Source organism: Treponema sp. R8-4-B8, from assembly GCF_054786175.1.
This window is the reverse complement of record NZ_BDHE01000489.1, coordinates 76,453-92,818: the sequence shown is the minus strand read 5'-3', so window position 1 is coordinate 92,818 and position 16,366 is coordinate 76,453. Positions and strand designations below refer to the sequence as shown.

Below are 16,366 nucleotides of genomic sequence, written 5' to 3'. Positions count from 1 at the left end.
CAAATAATTATTTGTGAGGAGTGAAAATTATGGAAAAGCAATACCACGTTGATTTTGACGACAGCCACGGCGCGTTATACGCTATTCTTCCCGGCGACCCGGGACGCGTTGAAAAAATAGCTTCGCATTTTGATAACCCGCGTTTTTTTCATCAGAACCGCGAATACACAACTTGGTTAGGTGAAATAGCGGGAAAAACCGTAATGGCAATTTCAACCGGAATGGGCGGCCCTTCCACCGCCATTGCCGTAGAGGAGCTGTTTAAAACAGGAGTGCGTAATTTTATCCGCATCGGAACTTGTGGCGGCATGGCTCTTCCAGTTCTTGGCGGCGACATTGTTATCGCTACCGGAGCGATACGCATGGAGGGAACTACAAAGGAGTACGTACCGATTGAATTCCCCGCCGTCGCAAACCTTGACCTTACAAACGCGCTTGTTCAGGCGGCGAAAAATTTAAATCAAAAGTGGCACGCGGGAATTGTTCAATGCAAAGATTCTTTTTACGGACAGCACAGTCCCGACCGTATGCCGTCAGGTTACGAGCTAAAAGACAAATGGGAAGCGTGGATAAAAGCCGGATGCCTCGCATCAGAAATGGAAAGCTCGACACTTTATATAGTAAGCCAAATCCTCGGCGTCCGCGCGGGATGCGTTCTTAACGTGGTGTGGAATCAGGAGCGGGAAAAAGCGGGAATGAGCAACCCGCATTGCCACGATACTGAAGCTGCGATTAAAACAGCCGTGGAAGCCGTGCGGCTTTTGATTGAAATGGAAGGAAAATAGATTATTCTGTCGCATATTATCTTTCTTTTTTGATTCTTAAAAAAAACACACATTCATTGTTTTTATCGTTGTAATAATATATGAAAAAAAGTTATTATCTTTGACATTTCAAATTTCTGGAAAAAATTAAAATAACTCATCAAAAATAATCAAAAATGATAAGTTTTATTTTAAAAACTGCGATATATATATAGTAACAATAGGAATAAAATATGAAAAACCAAAAATATAATTTTCTAATCCTTGTTTTAGGGACGGGCCTCGCAATGATAGCGGCTGATTTTTTAATAATGCTATTCTTTGGCAGTTCTTTTTCCCAGCTTCGCTTCCGGCTTGGCATTCCAGCCGTCATTTTTCTGATTCTTTATTGCGCTATTCTAGGACACGGAGCGCTTTATTTTGATTACAACTATTTTACAAAACTGGACGGGGAGCAGTACATGCTGTGGCTAAAAAAAATAGGATCCGTTCCTATTAAAAGGATCGCTTTTAATGTGGCCACCCACGCCGTTTTCCTTGGGATTGTCTTCATGGGCAATTATCTTCGTATTGAGCCTTCCATAAAGGGACTGCTGTTTCTGGCTTCCCTTTCCTTTGGAATGTTGATAGGAACATTTATTTATGTGGCGAGTGACGGTCTTGTTTCACGTACTTTGTTAGCGCATAATTTTACAAGATACCCCCTTGATTGCCGGGAAAAACGGCAGGAAGCAAAGGCATGGATCATTCCTATGGCGGGAGTCCTTGTTACCCTCCTTTTTACCTGTTCCGTCACCATGCTGGGTATTCATCGCTTTGGCGGAAACTTGGATGCGCTTAAAGGAACTGCCGTGTCATTTTTATTGCTGCCGCTGATAGTCTTTTTTATCTGTATTTTTTGTCTGGCGATTACGCTTAAAAAAAATACGGGACTGTCATTTAATTCAGTTATCGCGCAGCTTGAAAATCTTTCCTCAGAACAGAAAGACCTTACAAAGAGAATTTCTATTTGTTCCGTAGACGAGCTTGGCACAATCGCCGGTATGGTGAATTCTTTTTGCGAACATCTTGGCGGAGGAATTGGGACGATAAAATACAAAATAAACGGGCTTAACCATACCAGTTTTGAACTTTCAATTAATATGGGCAAAACCTCTACAGCAGTACAGCAGATTAGCTCGAACCTTGACAGCATGAAGAACCTTATGGTCAAGCAGGAAAACGGCGCTGAAGAAGCGGGCAAGGCGGTAGGGAATATTAAAGAAAATATTGACAGCCTTAACAAGATGATAGAACAACAGAGGGACAGCGTAAACATATCGTCATCGGCCATTGAAGAAATGACAGCTAACATTCACTCGGTAACGCAGACGTTGGCAGATAACGCTAAAAACGTCGTCGTATTAACGGAAGCGTCGGAAAATGGGAAAAACGGACTCCAATTAGTCGCTCAGGAGATACGGGAAATAGCGCATGATTCCGAAGGATTGCTGGAAATAAACTCGGTAATGAACAATATCGCCGCCCAGACAAACCTGCTTTCTATGAATGCGGCAATTGAAGCCGCTCATGCCGGAGAAGCGGGAAGGGGTTTTGCCGTAGTAGCCGATGAAATCCGCAAACTTGCCGAGTCATCGGGGAAGCAGTCTAAGACCACCGCGTCGATGCTTAAAAAAATAAAAGCGTCCATAGATAACATAACCAAATCCTCCAATGACGTGTTGGCGCGTTTTGGCGCTATTGACTCAAGCGTAAAAACTGTTTCCGGGCACGAGCAAAATATTCTAAACGCGATGGAAGAGCAGGAAGTTGGCGGAAAACAAATACTGGAATCCATAGGCCGCCTTAGAGACGTAACGTCTTCGGTCAAGAAAGGGTCTGATAACATGGCGGAATCAGGGGAGATGCTTGTTCAAGAAACTGATGAATTTATAAAAATCAGCAAAGAAACAGTAGAAGGCATGAACGAGATACTGAAGGGCATTAATCAGATAAATGTTTCAGTGAGCCATGTTAATGACATGAGTTTGGAAAACAACCGTAACTTTGAATCATTAAAACTGGAAACGCAAAAATTTAACAATACCGTTGGGAATGAAAAGCAAAAAATCCTTGTCGTTGACGATGACGCTATCCATCTTGAAATGGTGGAATCTGTACTGCAAGATGATTATGAGATATCTACCGCCAAATCGGGCAAAGAAGCGCTTGGTTTATTTTATCAGGGTATGGTTCCCAAATTAATATTATTGGATTTAATAATGCCGGACATGGACGGATGGGATACTTACAGCAGAATTAAAGCGATAGGCGGTTTGCACGATACCCCGATAGCGTTTTTCACGTCATCAAACGATCCTAAAGACATAAAACACGCGCATGAAATGGGGGCGGTTGATTATATCAAAAAGCCGTTTAATTCTGATGAGCTGAAAAACAGGATAGGGAAAATACTTAATAAATAGAATAACCATCAAGTTGTTTTCCGTCTCCGAATTTTCCTGTAAAGATACATTAATTGCCCTTACTGTTTGATTAACCGTTTTCTGTATATCCTTTAACATTTTTTCGGTAAGTTTATTAATGTCTGATGAAAGTTCCGTCCATACAGGAATTTTCCCTATTTGTCGCACATTTGTCGCACTTTGTTTGGTATAATATCAAAATGACAAACATTCCAAAGCGAGAAAAATATGCGTGAAAAAAAAGTAAGTTTCAAAATCAAAGTGCTAATCCCGATATTGGCTATATTTATTGTTTCCGTTCTGATCGTCTCATTTATCAATTACAGACTATTGGACTCTTCCGTGAAAACAAAAACCAACGCCAATATGGAAATTTTTGCCGACAGCATTTTAGCGCAAATCAGGCATTTGAATATCATACTTGACGCTACCAAACAAACGCTCAACGAAAAACATATTGCGATAGCGAAGACCGTCGTGGATATACTGGACAATACCCCCGGTCAGTTGTCTACTGAAAAATTACTGCGGATAGCCAAACCGCTTGATATTATAGAATTAAGCGTTGCCAATTCAAACGGCATTATTATCGCCAGCAGCGTCCCTAAATACATAGGCTTTGATTATAAGTTAAACGAAACTACCAACGAGTATATGAAACTGGCAAACGGAACCATAACCGTATTAAGCGAAGAACCTAGAGCGTCCGTGTTCAAAGACGATGTTGGCGACATCAATCATTATACCGGAATCGCAAGGAAAAACGGCGGCTTTATCCAGATTGGTTTTAATGCGGACGTAATCGGCAGATTACAGAAAGAAATCAATATTAACAAGACTATAAAAGAAACTAAAATAGGTAAAAACGGCTTTGGCATGGTGTTATCTAACGGATTTATAACAGCGCACCCAAAAGGAGACAAGTCAGACGTATCGGATAAAGATTGGTATAAAACGGTAAGCTCTGGTAACGGGTTCTCGTGGCTGAATATAGACGACAATCTGTATTACGCAGGCTACAAAAACGAAAACGGCACTACCGTTGTAGCCCTTGTACCGGAGCGTGATTATCATCAGGAACGCAACCGCCTTCTGCTTGATTCGGTAATGCTTCTGCTTATAACGGTCGTCGTCATAACCGCCTTAATTTATCTGGTTGTTGGCGGACTTCTCCGTCCTGTTAATTATCTGGTAACAGGAATTAGGAAAATCGCTGAAGGAAACTTGGACGCAAGGATAGAGGGCAGTTACAACGATGAGTTTGACAAAATCAAGAACGCCGTGAACTCGATGGCAACGGACATAAAAACGATTTTGGAAGACAAATTGCAAACGGAAAAGAAACTTAATGAAAGCCGTATCTCGATCATGCTTTCCCAGATACAGCCGCATTTTTTATACAACGCCCTCGCCGTCATATCAAGGCTGTGCGATAAAGACCCCGCCGAAGCAAAAAAAGCGACTATAAATTTTTCAAATTACCTCAGGGGAAACATGAATCTTTTAGAGCGCACGGAGCCAATCCCTTTTTTAAATGAACTGAACCACACCATAGGCTTTATGAATTTGGAACAAGCCATGTACGGTGAAGCGCTAAAGGTAATATACGACATTAAAGCAGATAATTTCACGCTTCCCGCCCTTACCATGCAGCCCATTGCTGAAAACGCCGTAAAACACGGCATAGGAAAAAAAGAAGGCGGTGGCACTGTTAAGATTTCATCGATAGAAACAAAGAGCTTTTATTTTGTCATTATTTCAGATGACGGTGCAGGTTTTGATTCATGTAAAACCGCCGATGACGGACAACAGCACATCGGGATTAAAAATGTCCGTCTAAGGCTGTCCGCGCAATGCGGCGGCTCGCTTGAAATAGAAAGCAAGCAGGGCGTGGGGACGACCGCTACGATAATGATTCCGAAAAACGGCAATCAGGGGGCGCAAACAAAATGAACATACTCGCCATAGACGATAATGTTTTAGCTCTGGAGGAACTTGTTTCGTCAATTAAAGAAGCGTGTCATGACGATGAGGTTCACAGTTTTTCCAAACCGTCAGAACTGCTTGACTTTGCGAAAGAAAACGTATTCGATATTGCGTTTTTGGACATAGAAATGTGGGGAATGAACGGCATTGAACTCGCGCAAAAACTTAAAGAAATTAACGCTAAGACCAACATCGTATTTGTAACCGGATATTCAAAGTACGCCCTGGATTCCTACACGGTCAAGGCAAGCGATTATGTAATGAAGCCCGTTACCAAAGAAGCGGTTAAAGAAGCTCTGGAAAACCTTCGCTTTCCTGTCAAGACGGAACCCAATAAAAGGGTGCGGGTGCAGACTTTCGGTAATTTTGAAGTTTTTGTAGACGAAAACCCGGTTTTGTTTACCCGTTCCAAAACAAAGGAATTATTTGCATATCTTGTAAGCAGAAAAGGGGCGTTATGCAGCAATAATGAAATTATCGCCGTAATTTGGGAAGACAAAGACGACTCGCCCGCCACGCAAAGCCACTTCCGGCACTTGGTAGCCGATTTAATCAAGACGCTAAAATCTTTGAATGTCGAAGACATAATAATCAGAAAATGGAAAAATTTAGCCGTTGCCCCTGACAAACTGTCATGCGATTTTTATGAAATGCTTAACGGCAACGCAAAAGCGGCTAATTCTTATGCGGGCGAATTCATGGCGCAGTACAGTTGGGCTGAAATTGACGCCGCTTATCTGCAAAGCAAACAAAAATTAATATGAATTTGTCGCGCCTGTAGGTGGTGTCCGACACCATTTTTTAACATCACTTCGCTTAAAAGTAGTTAGACAAAATACGGGCTAAATATGTTTTAATTGTTAAAATTATCTTAAAAATGAATTGGCAAAATATAAATAATAAGGTACAATTAAAATATTGGAGGCAAATAAATGAGTAAGGATAATGAAGCATTTAAAATAATAGCCAAAAGGTTTGGGCGTGATACTCTTGTTTCACTTGCAACAATAGATAAAAATAGACCATTTGTTCGTATTGTTAATGGTTATTATGAGAACGGTTTATTTTATGTTATTACATACAAACTCTCGAATAAAATGAAACAAATTAAAAAGAATCCTGAAGTTGCTGTTTGTGGGGAATGGTTTACCGCAAGTGGTATAGGTAAAAATATTGGACACGTTCTCAATAAAAAAAATACGGTCGTTATGGCTAAATTACGTGAAGTATTTGCTGAATGGTATTCGAATGGTCATGTCAATGAAGACGATGTAAATACCTGTATTTTATGTATAAAATTAACAAAAGGCGTTCTATTTAATCAAGGGAAAAAATACAATGTAAATTTCGATGATATGAAATTATAAATATAAGTAATATAAAGAAAAATGGTGTACGCCCGTACTTCGTCTAACAGGTCTGTTTACGCATCGCCGCCCGTTGGGCGGCTCGGCTTCCGTTCGGCTAGGTCATTCCGCTTCGCTCCATTCCCACGCCTCACTCCAGCACAGTTTGCAAGCCCTGCAAACCTTCGGTTTGCTTATTCGGGCTTGCAAACCGTCGTAAACAGCCAAAACGTTAAGCGCAAGTTTTGCATTAAATTAAGGATTATTCCAATAAAGGCTAAGCGTAACCTACAAGATATGATTAATTCTGATCTAAATAATTATTCTAATAAAATTATTCGATTATGGCTGTGCGTCTCCTTCAAGACACGCTTAATATCATTGGAATAATAAATTTATTTGATTATGGCTTTTCGTTTTCTTCAAGATACGCCTAATAACATTGGAATATAAATTTATTCGGTTATGGCTTTTCGTCTTTTTCAAGATACGCCTAATAACATTAGAATATAAATTTATTCGATTATGGCTATGCGTCTACTTCAAGACACGTTTAATAACATTGGAATATAAATTTATTCGGTTATGGCTGTTCGTTTTCTTCAAGACACGCCTAATAACATTGGAATATAAATTTATTCGATTATGGCTATGCGTCTACTTCAAGACACGCTTAATATCATTGGAATATAAATTTATCTAAAAATAACTATTGAAAAGTTAGTAAAAAGTGGATATAAACAGAACAGTAAGACAAAACCTGCGCTTAACAGGTCGGTAAACGCATCGCCGCCTTACGGCGGCTCGGGGTTCCGTTCGGCTAGGTCGCCTGAAGGCTCCCACGCCTCACTCCACCCACATTTTTTTGCGCCCGAAAAACCGCTGCGCGGTTTTCCTTATCGGGCGCAAAAAAACGTCGTTTACCGCCGGACGTTAGGTGCAAGTTGCCCTAAGTATTTTTGGATATATTGACAAAAGAGTATATTTGTAATAATAATCAGAAAAGGAGAAAGTTATGTATTTTAAGAAACTTGTAGGAAAAAAATGTTACTTGTCTCCTATAGATGTAAATGATGTAGAAAATTTTACAGAATGGCTTAATGACTTAGAAGTAACTCAATATTTGGTAATTTATCCGCAATTATGAGGATTTATGCATAATGATATAATGGATAATTTTATAAAAGAAAATATTGTATTCAGAAAATTAAATGAAAATGACATGGAATTATTCATTGATTTACGATTAACATTTTTAACAGATTGTTTTGATACAATAAATAACACAGATAAAACTAATATAGAAGAGAATTTAAAATCATATTTCAACAAACATATTGACAAAAATGATTTTTTTGGTATAGTTGGAGAATATAATGGAAATGTTGTTTCAGTGGCATATTTAATTATATCGGAGTATCCGGCAAATCCAAATTTAATAAATGGTAAAGTTGGAACATTATTGAATGTATATACATTTCCTGAATATAGAAAAAAAGGAATTGCGAAAAAATTAATTGAAGAAATAATAAAAGAAGCAAAATTAATTGGAGTAAGCGGCATAGATTTAAAAGCAACTGATGACGGGTATAATTTATACAAAAAACTGGGATTTAATGAAGATAATGATAAAGGTATGAGGCTAAAAATACAATAAAATACTGGAGGAAAATATGCCCCAAATTAGGAAAGGTGGAAAATATGTTTTTGGCTGGTCGGTCATAAGAAATGATTTTTCTATACAATTCCCAATAGAGGCAATCAATGAATATAATATTTGTTCTGAAGGCAGAGTATTTCTGATAACAGGAAGCAAGACAACTGGCGGATTTACAGTTTCAAAAAACATATTAAATAATTTATCATTAAAAATAGGCGATAAATTATTATCAATAAGGAGTAGTGATATAGCGTTTATGATGGGCGTAAAAGGTCCATTAATAAATGCGGCAAATAATTATAAAGGGAAACTAAATATGTATTAAAAATAGTATAATTAAAATATTTTAGGAAATATTGAAAAATGATGAAAAATGTTAATTTTTTATTTTTGGATTATGGTATACTTTATACCAGTCCCGTATGAAGGGAAAATTATTTTTTAGAGGTGTTAAGAATAGTAAAAAGGAGAAAAATATGAAAAAGATTTCCCAGACCGCATCGAATCGTTTTTGTCCGCAATGCCTGTTTTTATTTGGTACTTATAGAGAAGACGGACAGCCTAACTATGGTCTTTTCTGTTGGGCAACATACTGTCATGATGAAGAATTTAAATTTGTAGCTTGTATCGGTGAAGATAAACTTACCCGCGACAGGATACGCTCGACTGGTGTTTTTTCCGCTTCTTTAATATCAAAGTCATTATTGCCTGTTGCTGATTTTTTGGGCAGTAATTCCGGATATAAAGTTGATAAGTCAAAAATAATTGAATCTATAAAAGGGGAAGTATTGGATGTGCCAATACCGATTGATAGTCCTTTTAGTTTTGAGCTTGAAGTTGATAAAACACTTCCTCTTGATAATGATAATAAAAGCGAAATTTATGTATGCAAAATTAGAAACGTACTCGTAGACGAATGTTTGGCAGACGAACGAATTCCCTTTGAAGAACGCTTGAGAATAGCTGACCCTATTGTTACAATGTCTAAAAAATATTTTTCAATCGAAAAGACAGTTATAGGTGATTGGTTTAAATGGAAGAATGGTATTGAGAATTAAAAACATTACAATATTTTGGGGGTTATATTTTTATGGACGAAAATGTAATTGATTTTTTGATTCGTGCAAAAAAAGCAACTTATGCAGGAAAGGGTAATCAGACTGACTCATCAAGACCAAATTCTCACGATTTACAATATTCAGAGAAAAATTTAAAGTATATTGATTCATATTTGGGCGGATCAAAATTTGCCGGGGAAGAAGCATTATGGAATAAAAACATCCCATTTTGGTCTATGAACTATATTGGCAGGGTAATAGGAGATAATTTTTCCGGTGATTTCCTAAAGGAAGCCTTATTAAATGTACCAAAAGAATATCCGTATCGTGGTCCATTTGAATATAAAAATGGATACTATTCCTATTATTGTAAAATAAACGGAGATTTTCATTGGTTTAATGGATTTGAAGAAATATATTTTAATAAAATCAAAATATATGAATGTATTTTTCATGGTGGCGATGTTGCATATGATGATGTAGGAGAATAAAATATTTTATCTGTCGCGCTTTTGTCGCACTTAAAAGTAAAAAAATCTGTTAAAAACTTCCCTTTCTGTCGCATATTTGTCGCGCCTTGTTTTGTATAATTTCTACACTAAAAAAACACCGTGTCGGTTCACTCCTTTTCCGGCACGGATTTCCCCTAGTGCCGTCAAGAAATTGGCGGTACTATTTTTTGTCGCACATTTGTCGCGCCTTGTTTTGTATAATATGTTTAATTTTAAGATTGGTGGGGTAGAAATAATGAAATACACTAATGTTTTTTCAATACCAGTTTCCAGAAAACGGCAAACTTCCATGCGGCGCAGGTTTATCGCTTTTTCTTCTATTTTGTTTCTGCTTATTTTCATTCCAGGAAGTTTAACATTTATCATTTTAATGAACAAAATCCAGTATGATAACGCCGGACGTGAATTAATGCAAATTATTGAAATTGAACGGCTTAAACTGGAAGCGTCCATGAACAGCGAAATAGCCATTGCCCTAAGAATGGCTGATTCTCCCTTGATACAATGGTACTTCCTTAACCCTGATGCTGAAGAAATGAAACAAATCGCATTAGGAGAAATAGCCGGATACCGCAGGGCATTTACCGGAAACAGTGTTTTTTGGATAAGCGACACCGATAAAAAATATTATTTCAACGATGAATATGTCTACACAATAGACCCGTCAGATGAAAGCTCATGGTGGTATAACTCAATCATTGAAAATCCCACCCCTTACACTTTGACGGTTAATTTCGATGTCGGGCTAAAAAAAACAATGCTATGGATAGACGTGCCTGTTCTTAATAATAATCATAAATCTGTCGGCATAGTGGGAACCGGCGTAGACCTGTCTGATTTCATTAATGCCATACATCATAACAATACGGGAACAGAAGAATTATATTTCTTTACCGTAGCCGGAGAAATAATCAAGGCAAAAGACATTGACCTTGTTGAAAAAAGAACAAACATAACCGAAGTGTTAAACCAAACAGGAGAGGAAATTCTTGCCAGAGCGAAAGAATTACAAACCGGAGAAATAGAATATTTTAAGGCAAAAACAAAAAGGCAAATAATCGCAATTACCTCAATTCCGGTAAGCTCGGTTCCGGCTTTAAATTGGTATATAACCGCCGTGCGCCCTGTTACTGCCATAGGATTTCTGAAAACGGGCATGACTGTTCTTTTTGGCGTAATGATGGCGGTCATTTCTTTTGTTTTTATATTCTTCAATATATTTATTGCGTTAATACTTGAGCCGCTCAACCAAATGGTAAGAACAATAAAACAAACCTTTACCGATCTGGATTTGAAGCCTCAAGAAGGACAGCAATATAAAGATGAAATAGGAACATTAGGTGATTTTCTAAATTTGACCATAATCGATCAGCTTACCGGAATTTACAACAGGCGTTATCTTGACGGTAGCTTAAAAAAAATAATAAAGTCCCATTCCCGTACCGGCGGCATTTTAAGCGTACTAATGATAGACATAGATTATTTTAAAAAATACAACGACGCTTACGGACATGACGCGGGAGATAGCTGCCTTACAGCGGTAGCATCTGCTCTTTCTCAATGTATAATAAGGGACGAAGATTTTGTCGCAAGATACGGCGGTGAAGAATTTGCAGTTGTCTTGCCGAATACCGATGAGAACGGCGCACAATTAGTTGCTGAAAAAATGCTGGAAAAAGTGCGTGAACTCAAGATACCCCACGAAGCAAGCGATATAGCCAATAATGTTACTATCTCCATTGGCGGCACAACCGATGCAATTAACCATTTACAGCATGGAAGCGATTATATCAAAGCCGCCGATAAAGCTTTATACGAATCCAAAAAGAATGGGCGTAACAGGTACACATTTTTGAAAACCCCTTGAATTTGTCGCATATTTGTCGCGCCTTGTTTTGTATAATTTTGTCTACTATGACAATATTTATCAAACTTAAAACTTTTATTAGAAGCCGATATGTAAGAATCCGCCATGAATTTTCATTGTTCATTTATAACATAAAACAAGCTAAGTCATTAAAGAAAAAAAATTAATTTAATCAAAAGTTTCCTTTTTGTCGCACTTTTGTCGCACCTTGTTTTATATAATTTTATCTCGTACAACACAAAGGAGTGTTTTATGCCTAAAACAATACAGCCTTGTTCTTTCGCTACATTATGTGAAACAAGCAAGCGCTTAACAATTGAGGAAGCAGAAACAAAAAACGACCTGCGTCCTCTGCTGTCGTTATATGACAACTTAAATAATCTCTACGAAAAATTATGCAAACTGGATTATTTATTCCAGAGAAAAATAATTGAACAAGGTATTTATATCAAAGGAGAAAAGAAATGAGGAATTTATTTGCAAATATTAGTATTGGCAAAAAACTAATTCTGTTACTGGTCGTCTTCATAGCCGGATATACCATTTTCGGTCTGATTTCGTTCTCAACATTGAATACCCTCCGTATTCACGGAGACCTCTACAATCAAATCGTTATGAGCAAAGATTTAATCGCTGACGTGCTTCCGCCACCAGCGTACATCATTGAAACATATATGGACGTTTTGGAAATGGTTGATGAAACCGACACTGCCCAAATAGAGTATCTTTCTGCGGAACTCAAGCGGCTTCAATCCAATTATAATGAACGCCACCAGTTCTGGATAAATGAACCTCTCCTGGAACAAGGAGCGTTACGTGATACCATGCTGAAAGATACATACGATCCGGCAATACAGTTTTATGATATTGTCTTTAACAAGTTTATTCCCACCATGCAAAAAGGCGACCGTGAATACGCAAGGGGACTCGTCCGTGATGAACTTAAAGCCCTCTATACAGCACATCGTAAAAGCGTGGATAAGGTTGTTCAGGGAGCCACGGAAAAGTATGAGAAAGTTGAATCACTGGCAAACATGAAGGTTCAGCGTGATACAAAAACACTTTTTATCATCGCCTTTGCCGTTATCGCTCTTGCTGCGGTAACTGTATTTCTTATTGCGAAGGGCATTACCAAACCAATCAATATGCTAGTACATACCCTAAAAGATATATCCGAAGGCGAAGGAAATTTAACCGTAACTATTACTATCCGTTCCAAAGACGAGATTGGCAGCCTTGCCCTTTACTTCAATAAGACACTGGAAAAAATAAAAAGCCTCGTCAAAAATGTTAAAAAAGAATCCGATGTGCTATCTGAAATTGGCGATACCCTTGCCAGTGACATGAACGAGACCGCCGCCGCAGTGAACGAAATTAACGCCAATATCCAGAGTATCAAAGGCAGAATTATCAACCAGAGCGCCAGCGTCAGCGAAACCCACGCGACTATGGAACAACTTACCGTAAACATTCATAAACTCAATGACCATGTTGAAAACCAGACTATACATATGTCGCAAGCTTCGTCCGCCATTGAGCAGATGATGGCAAATATCAGTTCGGTTACCAACACGCTGATTAATAACGCAAGTAATGTGAAGACATTAAGGGAAGCCTCCGAAGTGGGACGCTCCGGCTTGCAGGAAATGGCGGGGGACATTCAAGAAATATCCCACGAATCCGAAGGCTTGTTGGAGATTAACGCTGTGATGAAAAACATCGCAAGCCAGACAAATTTACTTTCGATGAACGCTGCTATAGAAGCGGCGCACGCGGGGGAAGCGGGCAAGGGCTTCGCCGTAGTAGCCGATGAAATCCGCAAACTGGCTGAAAGCTCCGGCGAACAGTCCAAAACAATTGGCACAGTGTTGAAAAAAATAAAAAGCTCAATTGACAAAATAATGCATTCTACGGAAAACGTGCTTGGTAAATTCGCTGCGATTGACACAAGCGTAAAAACCGTTGCGGATCAAGAAGAAAGTATCCGCAAATCAATGGAGGAACAGACAACGGGGAGCAAGCAGGTACTTGAAGGTGTCAGCGAAGTAAACGAAATAACTCTGCAGGTTAAAAGCGCGTCCAATCAAATGCTTGAAGGCGCGAAGGAAGTGATACAGGAAAGCAGTAATCTTGAAAAAGCAACTCAGGAAATAACCGGCGGCATGAACGAGATGGCAACCGGCGCGGATCATATAAATATAGCGGTAAACCACGTCAATGGGGTAAGTACCAAAAACCGTGAAGCCATAAATGATTTAATGCGGGAAGTTTCGCGGTTCAAAGTGGAATAAAAGAAGAAACATAAAACAAATTTTTTATCCAAAAGGTAAAGGAGAAAATAAATGAAAATTCGTACAAAACTTTTTGGCGGTTTCGCAATTGTTGTCGCAATAGGAATTTTTCTTGGCGCGGCAGGGTTATATAGCAACAAAAAACTTACATCTTCATCCGATGTTATTCTTAACTTGGCGGATACAAGAACAAGTATCTCTTCGATATTAAGTTCGCATTAAAAATGGAGAAAAAAATGAAGCGGTAAAGAAATTCAGAGAGGAAGTTTTACCGAAAACGCTAGAGGTTATATCCGGCTTGGAAAAAATGCAAAACCAGTATGGCGTTTTGCTTGATGACAAAATAAATGAAGTCCACAATATTGGCAAGACGTTTGAAAGAATTATCATATTGTTAATTATCGTTGCGTTAATTATAAGCGTTTTATTAACGTTAATTATTACTGCGAATATTAGCAAACCAATCGTTAAGGTGGCGGATACCCTAAAGGACATAACCAAATCCTCCAATGACGTGTTGGCGCGTTTTGGCGCTATTGACTCAAGCGTAAAAACTGTTTCCGGGCACGAGCAAAATATTCTAAACGCGATGGAAGAGCAGGAAGTTGGCGGAAAACAAATACTGGAATCCATAGGCCGCCTTAGAGACGTAACGTCTTCGGTCAAGAAAGGGTCTGATAACATGGCGGAATCAGGGGAGATGCTTGTTCAAGAAACTGATGAATTTATAAAAATCAGCAAAGAAACAGTAGAAGGCATGAACGAGATACTGAAGGGCATTAATCAGATAAATGTTTCAGTGAGCCATGTTAATGACATGAGTTTGGAAAACAACCGTAACTTTGAATCATTAAAACTGGAAACGCAAAAATTTAACAATACCGTTGGGAATGAAAAGCAAAAAATCCTTGTCGTTGACGATGACGCTATCCATCTTGAAATGGTGGAATCCGTACTGCAAGATGATTATGAGATATCTACCGCCAAATCGGGCAAAGAAGCGCTTGGTTTATTTTATCAGGGTATGGTTCCCAAATTAATATTATTGGATTTAATAATGCCGGACATGGACGGATGGGATACTTACAGCAGAATAAAAGCGATAGGCGGTTTGCACGATACCCCGATAGCGTTTTTCACGTCATCAAACGATCCTAAAGACATAAAACACGCGCATGAAATGGGGGCGGTTGATTATATCAAAAAGCCGTTTGAAGCAAACGATCTGAAAAACAGGATAGGGAAAATACTTAATAAATAGAATGAACCGGCGGATAATAAAAACTTGACTAATACTATTCTAAAGTCTAAAATGTTTTCTTAGAGGAAACATGCTGAAAAAATTAAGTTACATTCCCGGCGTTTTATTAAAACCCCTGCGTTTATTTAAGCGGCGTTTTCCGCTCCTATCCTATATTATAAACAGGCTTATAACCATGACGGTAATGCTCTTTCTATTGGGGCTTGCGGTCTTTGGACTTATGGCGCTCGCGCCAGGAGACATTGTAGACCAGATAATGATGCAGCAAATGTTCAACGAAAACCAGGGGAAAGCCGGACAAAACTGGCAGACGATGACTGACGATCAGCTTGCGGCAAGAAGAGCGGAACTAGGGCTTGACAAACCGTTTTATCAACAGTACTTTCTCTGGCTTAAACATGTTATTGTCGAGCATAACCTTGGAGTAAGTTTGATTTCACGCGCCCCTGTTTCTTTTCTTCTTTCCTCAAGAATAGTAAATTCTTTAATTTTAAATATTATATCGCTAATTTTTATCACAATTTTTTCTTTCGCGTTAGGCGTTTATTTTTCCACCAAGGCGGGGACAAAAGCCGATTATGCTGTAACATTTTTCGCCCTTGTGCTTCACGCCTTCCCCGGATTACTTCTTTTAATACTATTACAGCTCTTCGCCTCAGTATCGGGACTTTTTCCCGTAACGGCATACCCGCCCTTTCCTTTTTCGCAGGCTCCCGGCAAGTTTGTTTTCTCTTATATGCACCACATATTCCTGCCGCTCTTTGCCTCTTTTCTGGGCGGGATTGGCGGCTCTTTAAGAATGATCCGCGCCACTATGCTTGACCAGCTTGGACAGCCTTACATCATGTCATTGCGCTCACGCGGCATAGCCGAATGGCGCGTTTATTTTGCCCACGCTTTCCGCAACACGCTAAACCCTTACATCACAGGCAGCGCCAACCTTTTAGCCGGATTGTTTTCAGGCTCTTTAATACTGGAAATTATTTTCGCCTACCCCGGCGTGGGCAGGCTCATGTATGAGGCAGTTCTTCAACAGGACATTAATCTTGTGCTGGCAAACATAATGTTTATTTCCTTCCTCGTGCTGACAGGCATGGTGTTAGCTGACATAATGCTTGCGCTTGTAGACCCCCGTATCAGGTACGGGAAAGAGTAA

General features: G+C 39.0%; 16 protein-coding genes. All 16 read left to right on the top strand.

Going from position 1 to position 16,366, the window contains the following annotated elements; translation table 11 throughout:
* Positions 1–29 precede the first annotated feature (29 nt).
* Entirely contained in the window at positions 30–785 is a 756-nt protein-coding gene (gene udp, locus ACYVRA_RS15565) for a uridine phosphorylase (protein ID WP_461253651.1), read from the top strand.
* A gap of 212 nt (positions 786–997) precedes the next feature.
* The gene (locus ACYVRA_RS15560) at positions 998–3,229 is read left to right on the top strand and encodes a methyl-accepting chemotaxis protein (RefSeq protein WP_461253650.1); all 2,232 of its coding nucleotides are present in this window, start codon (positions 998–1,000) and stop codon (positions 3,227–3,229) included.
* Between the two features lie 228 nt (positions 3,230–3,457).
* Entirely contained in the window at positions 3,458–5,182 is a 1,725-nt protein-coding gene (locus ACYVRA_RS15555; RefSeq protein WP_461253649.1) for a sensor histidine kinase, read from the top strand.
* Complete coding sequence (locus ACYVRA_RS15550; protein ID WP_461253648.1) at positions 5,179–5,979, top strand: response regulator; 801 nt, start codon at positions 5,179–5,181, stop codon at positions 5,977–5,979. Before ACYVRA_RS15555 ends, ACYVRA_RS15550 begins: the two co-directional genes overlap by 4 nt.
* 168 nt (positions 5,980–6,147) lie before the next feature.
* Positions 6,148–6,582, top strand: a complete 435-nt coding sequence (locus tag ACYVRA_RS15545) for a pyridoxamine 5'-phosphate oxidase family protein (protein WP_461253647.1) — start codon at positions 6,148–6,150, stop codon at positions 6,580–6,582.
* Positions 6,583–7,576: 994 nt separating this feature from the next.
* Positions 7,577–7,708 (top strand): hypothetical protein, encoded by a 132-nt coding sequence (locus ACYVRA_RS15540; protein ID WP_461253646.1) that lies wholly within the window; start codon positions 7,577–7,579, stop codon positions 7,706–7,708.
* Positions 7,709–7,714: 6 nt separating this feature from the next.
* Positions 7,715–8,218: a GNAT family N-acetyltransferase gene (locus tag ACYVRA_RS15535; protein ID WP_461253645.1), complete on the top strand. Its 504-nt coding sequence runs from the start codon at positions 7,715–7,717 to the stop codon at positions 8,216–8,218.
* A 16-nt stretch (positions 8,219–8,234) separates the two neighbouring features.
* Positions 8,235–8,546 carry a hypothetical protein gene (locus ACYVRA_RS15530; RefSeq protein ID WP_461253644.1) on the top strand — a complete coding sequence of 104 codons (312 nt, stop codon included), beginning with the start codon at positions 8,235–8,237 and terminating at the stop codon, positions 8,544–8,546.
* A 151-nt stretch (positions 8,547–8,697) separates the two neighbouring features.
* Entirely contained in the window at positions 8,698–9,279 is a 582-nt protein-coding gene (locus tag ACYVRA_RS15525; protein ID WP_461253643.1) for a flavin reductase family protein, read from the top strand.
* A gap of 32 nt (positions 9,280–9,311) precedes the next feature.
* Entirely contained in the window at positions 9,312–9,770 is a 459-nt protein-coding gene (locus ACYVRA_RS15520) for a DUF5680 domain-containing protein (RefSeq protein ID WP_461253642.1), read from the top strand.
* A gap of 256 nt (positions 9,771–10,026) precedes the next feature.
* Positions 10,027–11,658, top strand: coding sequence for a diguanylate cyclase (locus tag ACYVRA_RS15515; protein WP_461253641.1), 1,632 nt, complete (start codon positions 10,027–10,029; stop codon positions 11,656–11,658).
* A 252-nt stretch (positions 11,659–11,910) separates the two neighbouring features.
* Complete coding sequence (locus ACYVRA_RS15510) at positions 11,911–12,126, top strand: hypothetical protein (RefSeq protein WP_461253640.1); 216 nt, start codon at positions 11,911–11,913, stop codon at positions 12,124–12,126.
* Positions 12,123–13,949, top strand: a complete 1,827-nt coding sequence (locus ACYVRA_RS15505; RefSeq protein WP_461253639.1) for a HAMP domain-containing methyl-accepting chemotaxis protein — start codon at positions 12,123–12,125, stop codon at positions 13,947–13,949. Before ACYVRA_RS15510 ends, ACYVRA_RS15505 begins: the two co-directional genes overlap by 4 nt.
* A gap of 51 nt (positions 13,950–14,000) precedes the next feature.
* Positions 14,001–14,171 carry a CHASE3 domain-containing protein gene (locus ACYVRA_RS15500; RefSeq protein WP_461253638.1) on the top strand — a complete coding sequence of 57 codons (171 nt, stop codon included), beginning with the start codon at positions 14,001–14,003 and terminating at the stop codon, positions 14,169–14,171.
* A gap of 85 nt (positions 14,172–14,256) precedes the next feature.
* Positions 14,257–15,210: a response regulator gene (locus ACYVRA_RS15495; RefSeq protein WP_461253900.1), complete on the top strand. Its 954-nt coding sequence runs from the start codon at positions 14,257–14,259 to the stop codon at positions 15,208–15,210.
* Between the two features lie 70 nt (positions 15,211–15,280).
* Positions 15,281–16,366: an ABC transporter permease gene (locus ACYVRA_RS15490; RefSeq protein WP_461253637.1), complete on the top strand. Its 1,086-nt coding sequence runs from the start codon at positions 15,281–15,283 to the stop codon at positions 16,364–16,366.

Bases quoted from the DNA above. Each gene is read 5' to 3' on its own strand.
- udp (WP_461253651.1), top strand. From the start codon at position 30: ATGGAAAAGCAATACCACGTTGATTTTGACGACAGCCACGGCGCGTTA.
- ACYVRA_RS15560 (WP_461253650.1), top strand. From the start codon at position 998: ATGAAAAACCAAAAATATAATTTTCTAATCCTTGTTTTAGGGACGGGC.
- ACYVRA_RS15555 (WP_461253649.1), top strand. From the start codon at position 3,458: ATGCGTGAAAAAAAAGTAAGTTTCAAAATCAAAGTGCTAATCCCGATA.
- ACYVRA_RS15550 (WP_461253648.1), top strand. From the start codon at position 5,179: ATGAACATACTCGCCATAGACGATAATGTTTTAGCTCTGGAGGAACTT.
- ACYVRA_RS15545 (WP_461253647.1), top strand. From the start codon at position 6,148: ATGAGTAAGGATAATGAAGCATTTAAAATAATAGCCAAAAGGTTTGGG.
- ACYVRA_RS15540 (WP_461253646.1), top strand. From the start codon at position 7,577: ATGTATTTTAAGAAACTTGTAGGAAAAAAATGTTACTTGTCTCCTATA.
- ACYVRA_RS15535 (WP_461253645.1), top strand. From the start codon at position 7,715: ATGCATAATGATATAATGGATAATTTTATAAAAGAAAATATTGTATTC.
- ACYVRA_RS15530 (WP_461253644.1), top strand. From the start codon at position 8,235: ATGCCCCAAATTAGGAAAGGTGGAAAATATGTTTTTGGCTGGTCGGTC.
- ACYVRA_RS15525 (WP_461253643.1), top strand. From the start codon at position 8,698: ATGAAAAAGATTTCCCAGACCGCATCGAATCGTTTTTGTCCGCAATGC.
- ACYVRA_RS15520 (WP_461253642.1), top strand. From the start codon at position 9,312: ATGGACGAAAATGTAATTGATTTTTTGATTCGTGCAAAAAAAGCAACT.
- ACYVRA_RS15515 (WP_461253641.1), top strand. From the start codon at position 10,027: ATGAAATACACTAATGTTTTTTCAATACCAGTTTCCAGAAAACGGCAA.
- ACYVRA_RS15510 (WP_461253640.1), top strand. From the start codon at position 11,911: ATGCCTAAAACAATACAGCCTTGTTCTTTCGCTACATTATGTGAAACA.
- ACYVRA_RS15505 (WP_461253639.1), top strand. From the start codon at position 12,123: ATGAGGAATTTATTTGCAAATATTAGTATTGGCAAAAAACTAATTCTG.
- ACYVRA_RS15500 (WP_461253638.1), top strand. From the start codon at position 14,001: ATGAAAATTCGTACAAAACTTTTTGGCGGTTTCGCAATTGTTGTCGCA.
- ACYVRA_RS15495 (WP_461253900.1), top strand. From the start codon at position 14,257: ATGCAAAACCAGTATGGCGTTTTGCTTGATGACAAAATAAATGAAGTC.
- ACYVRA_RS15490 (WP_461253637.1), top strand. From the start codon at position 15,281: ATGCTGAAAAAATTAAGTTACATTCCCGGCGTTTTATTAAAACCCCTG.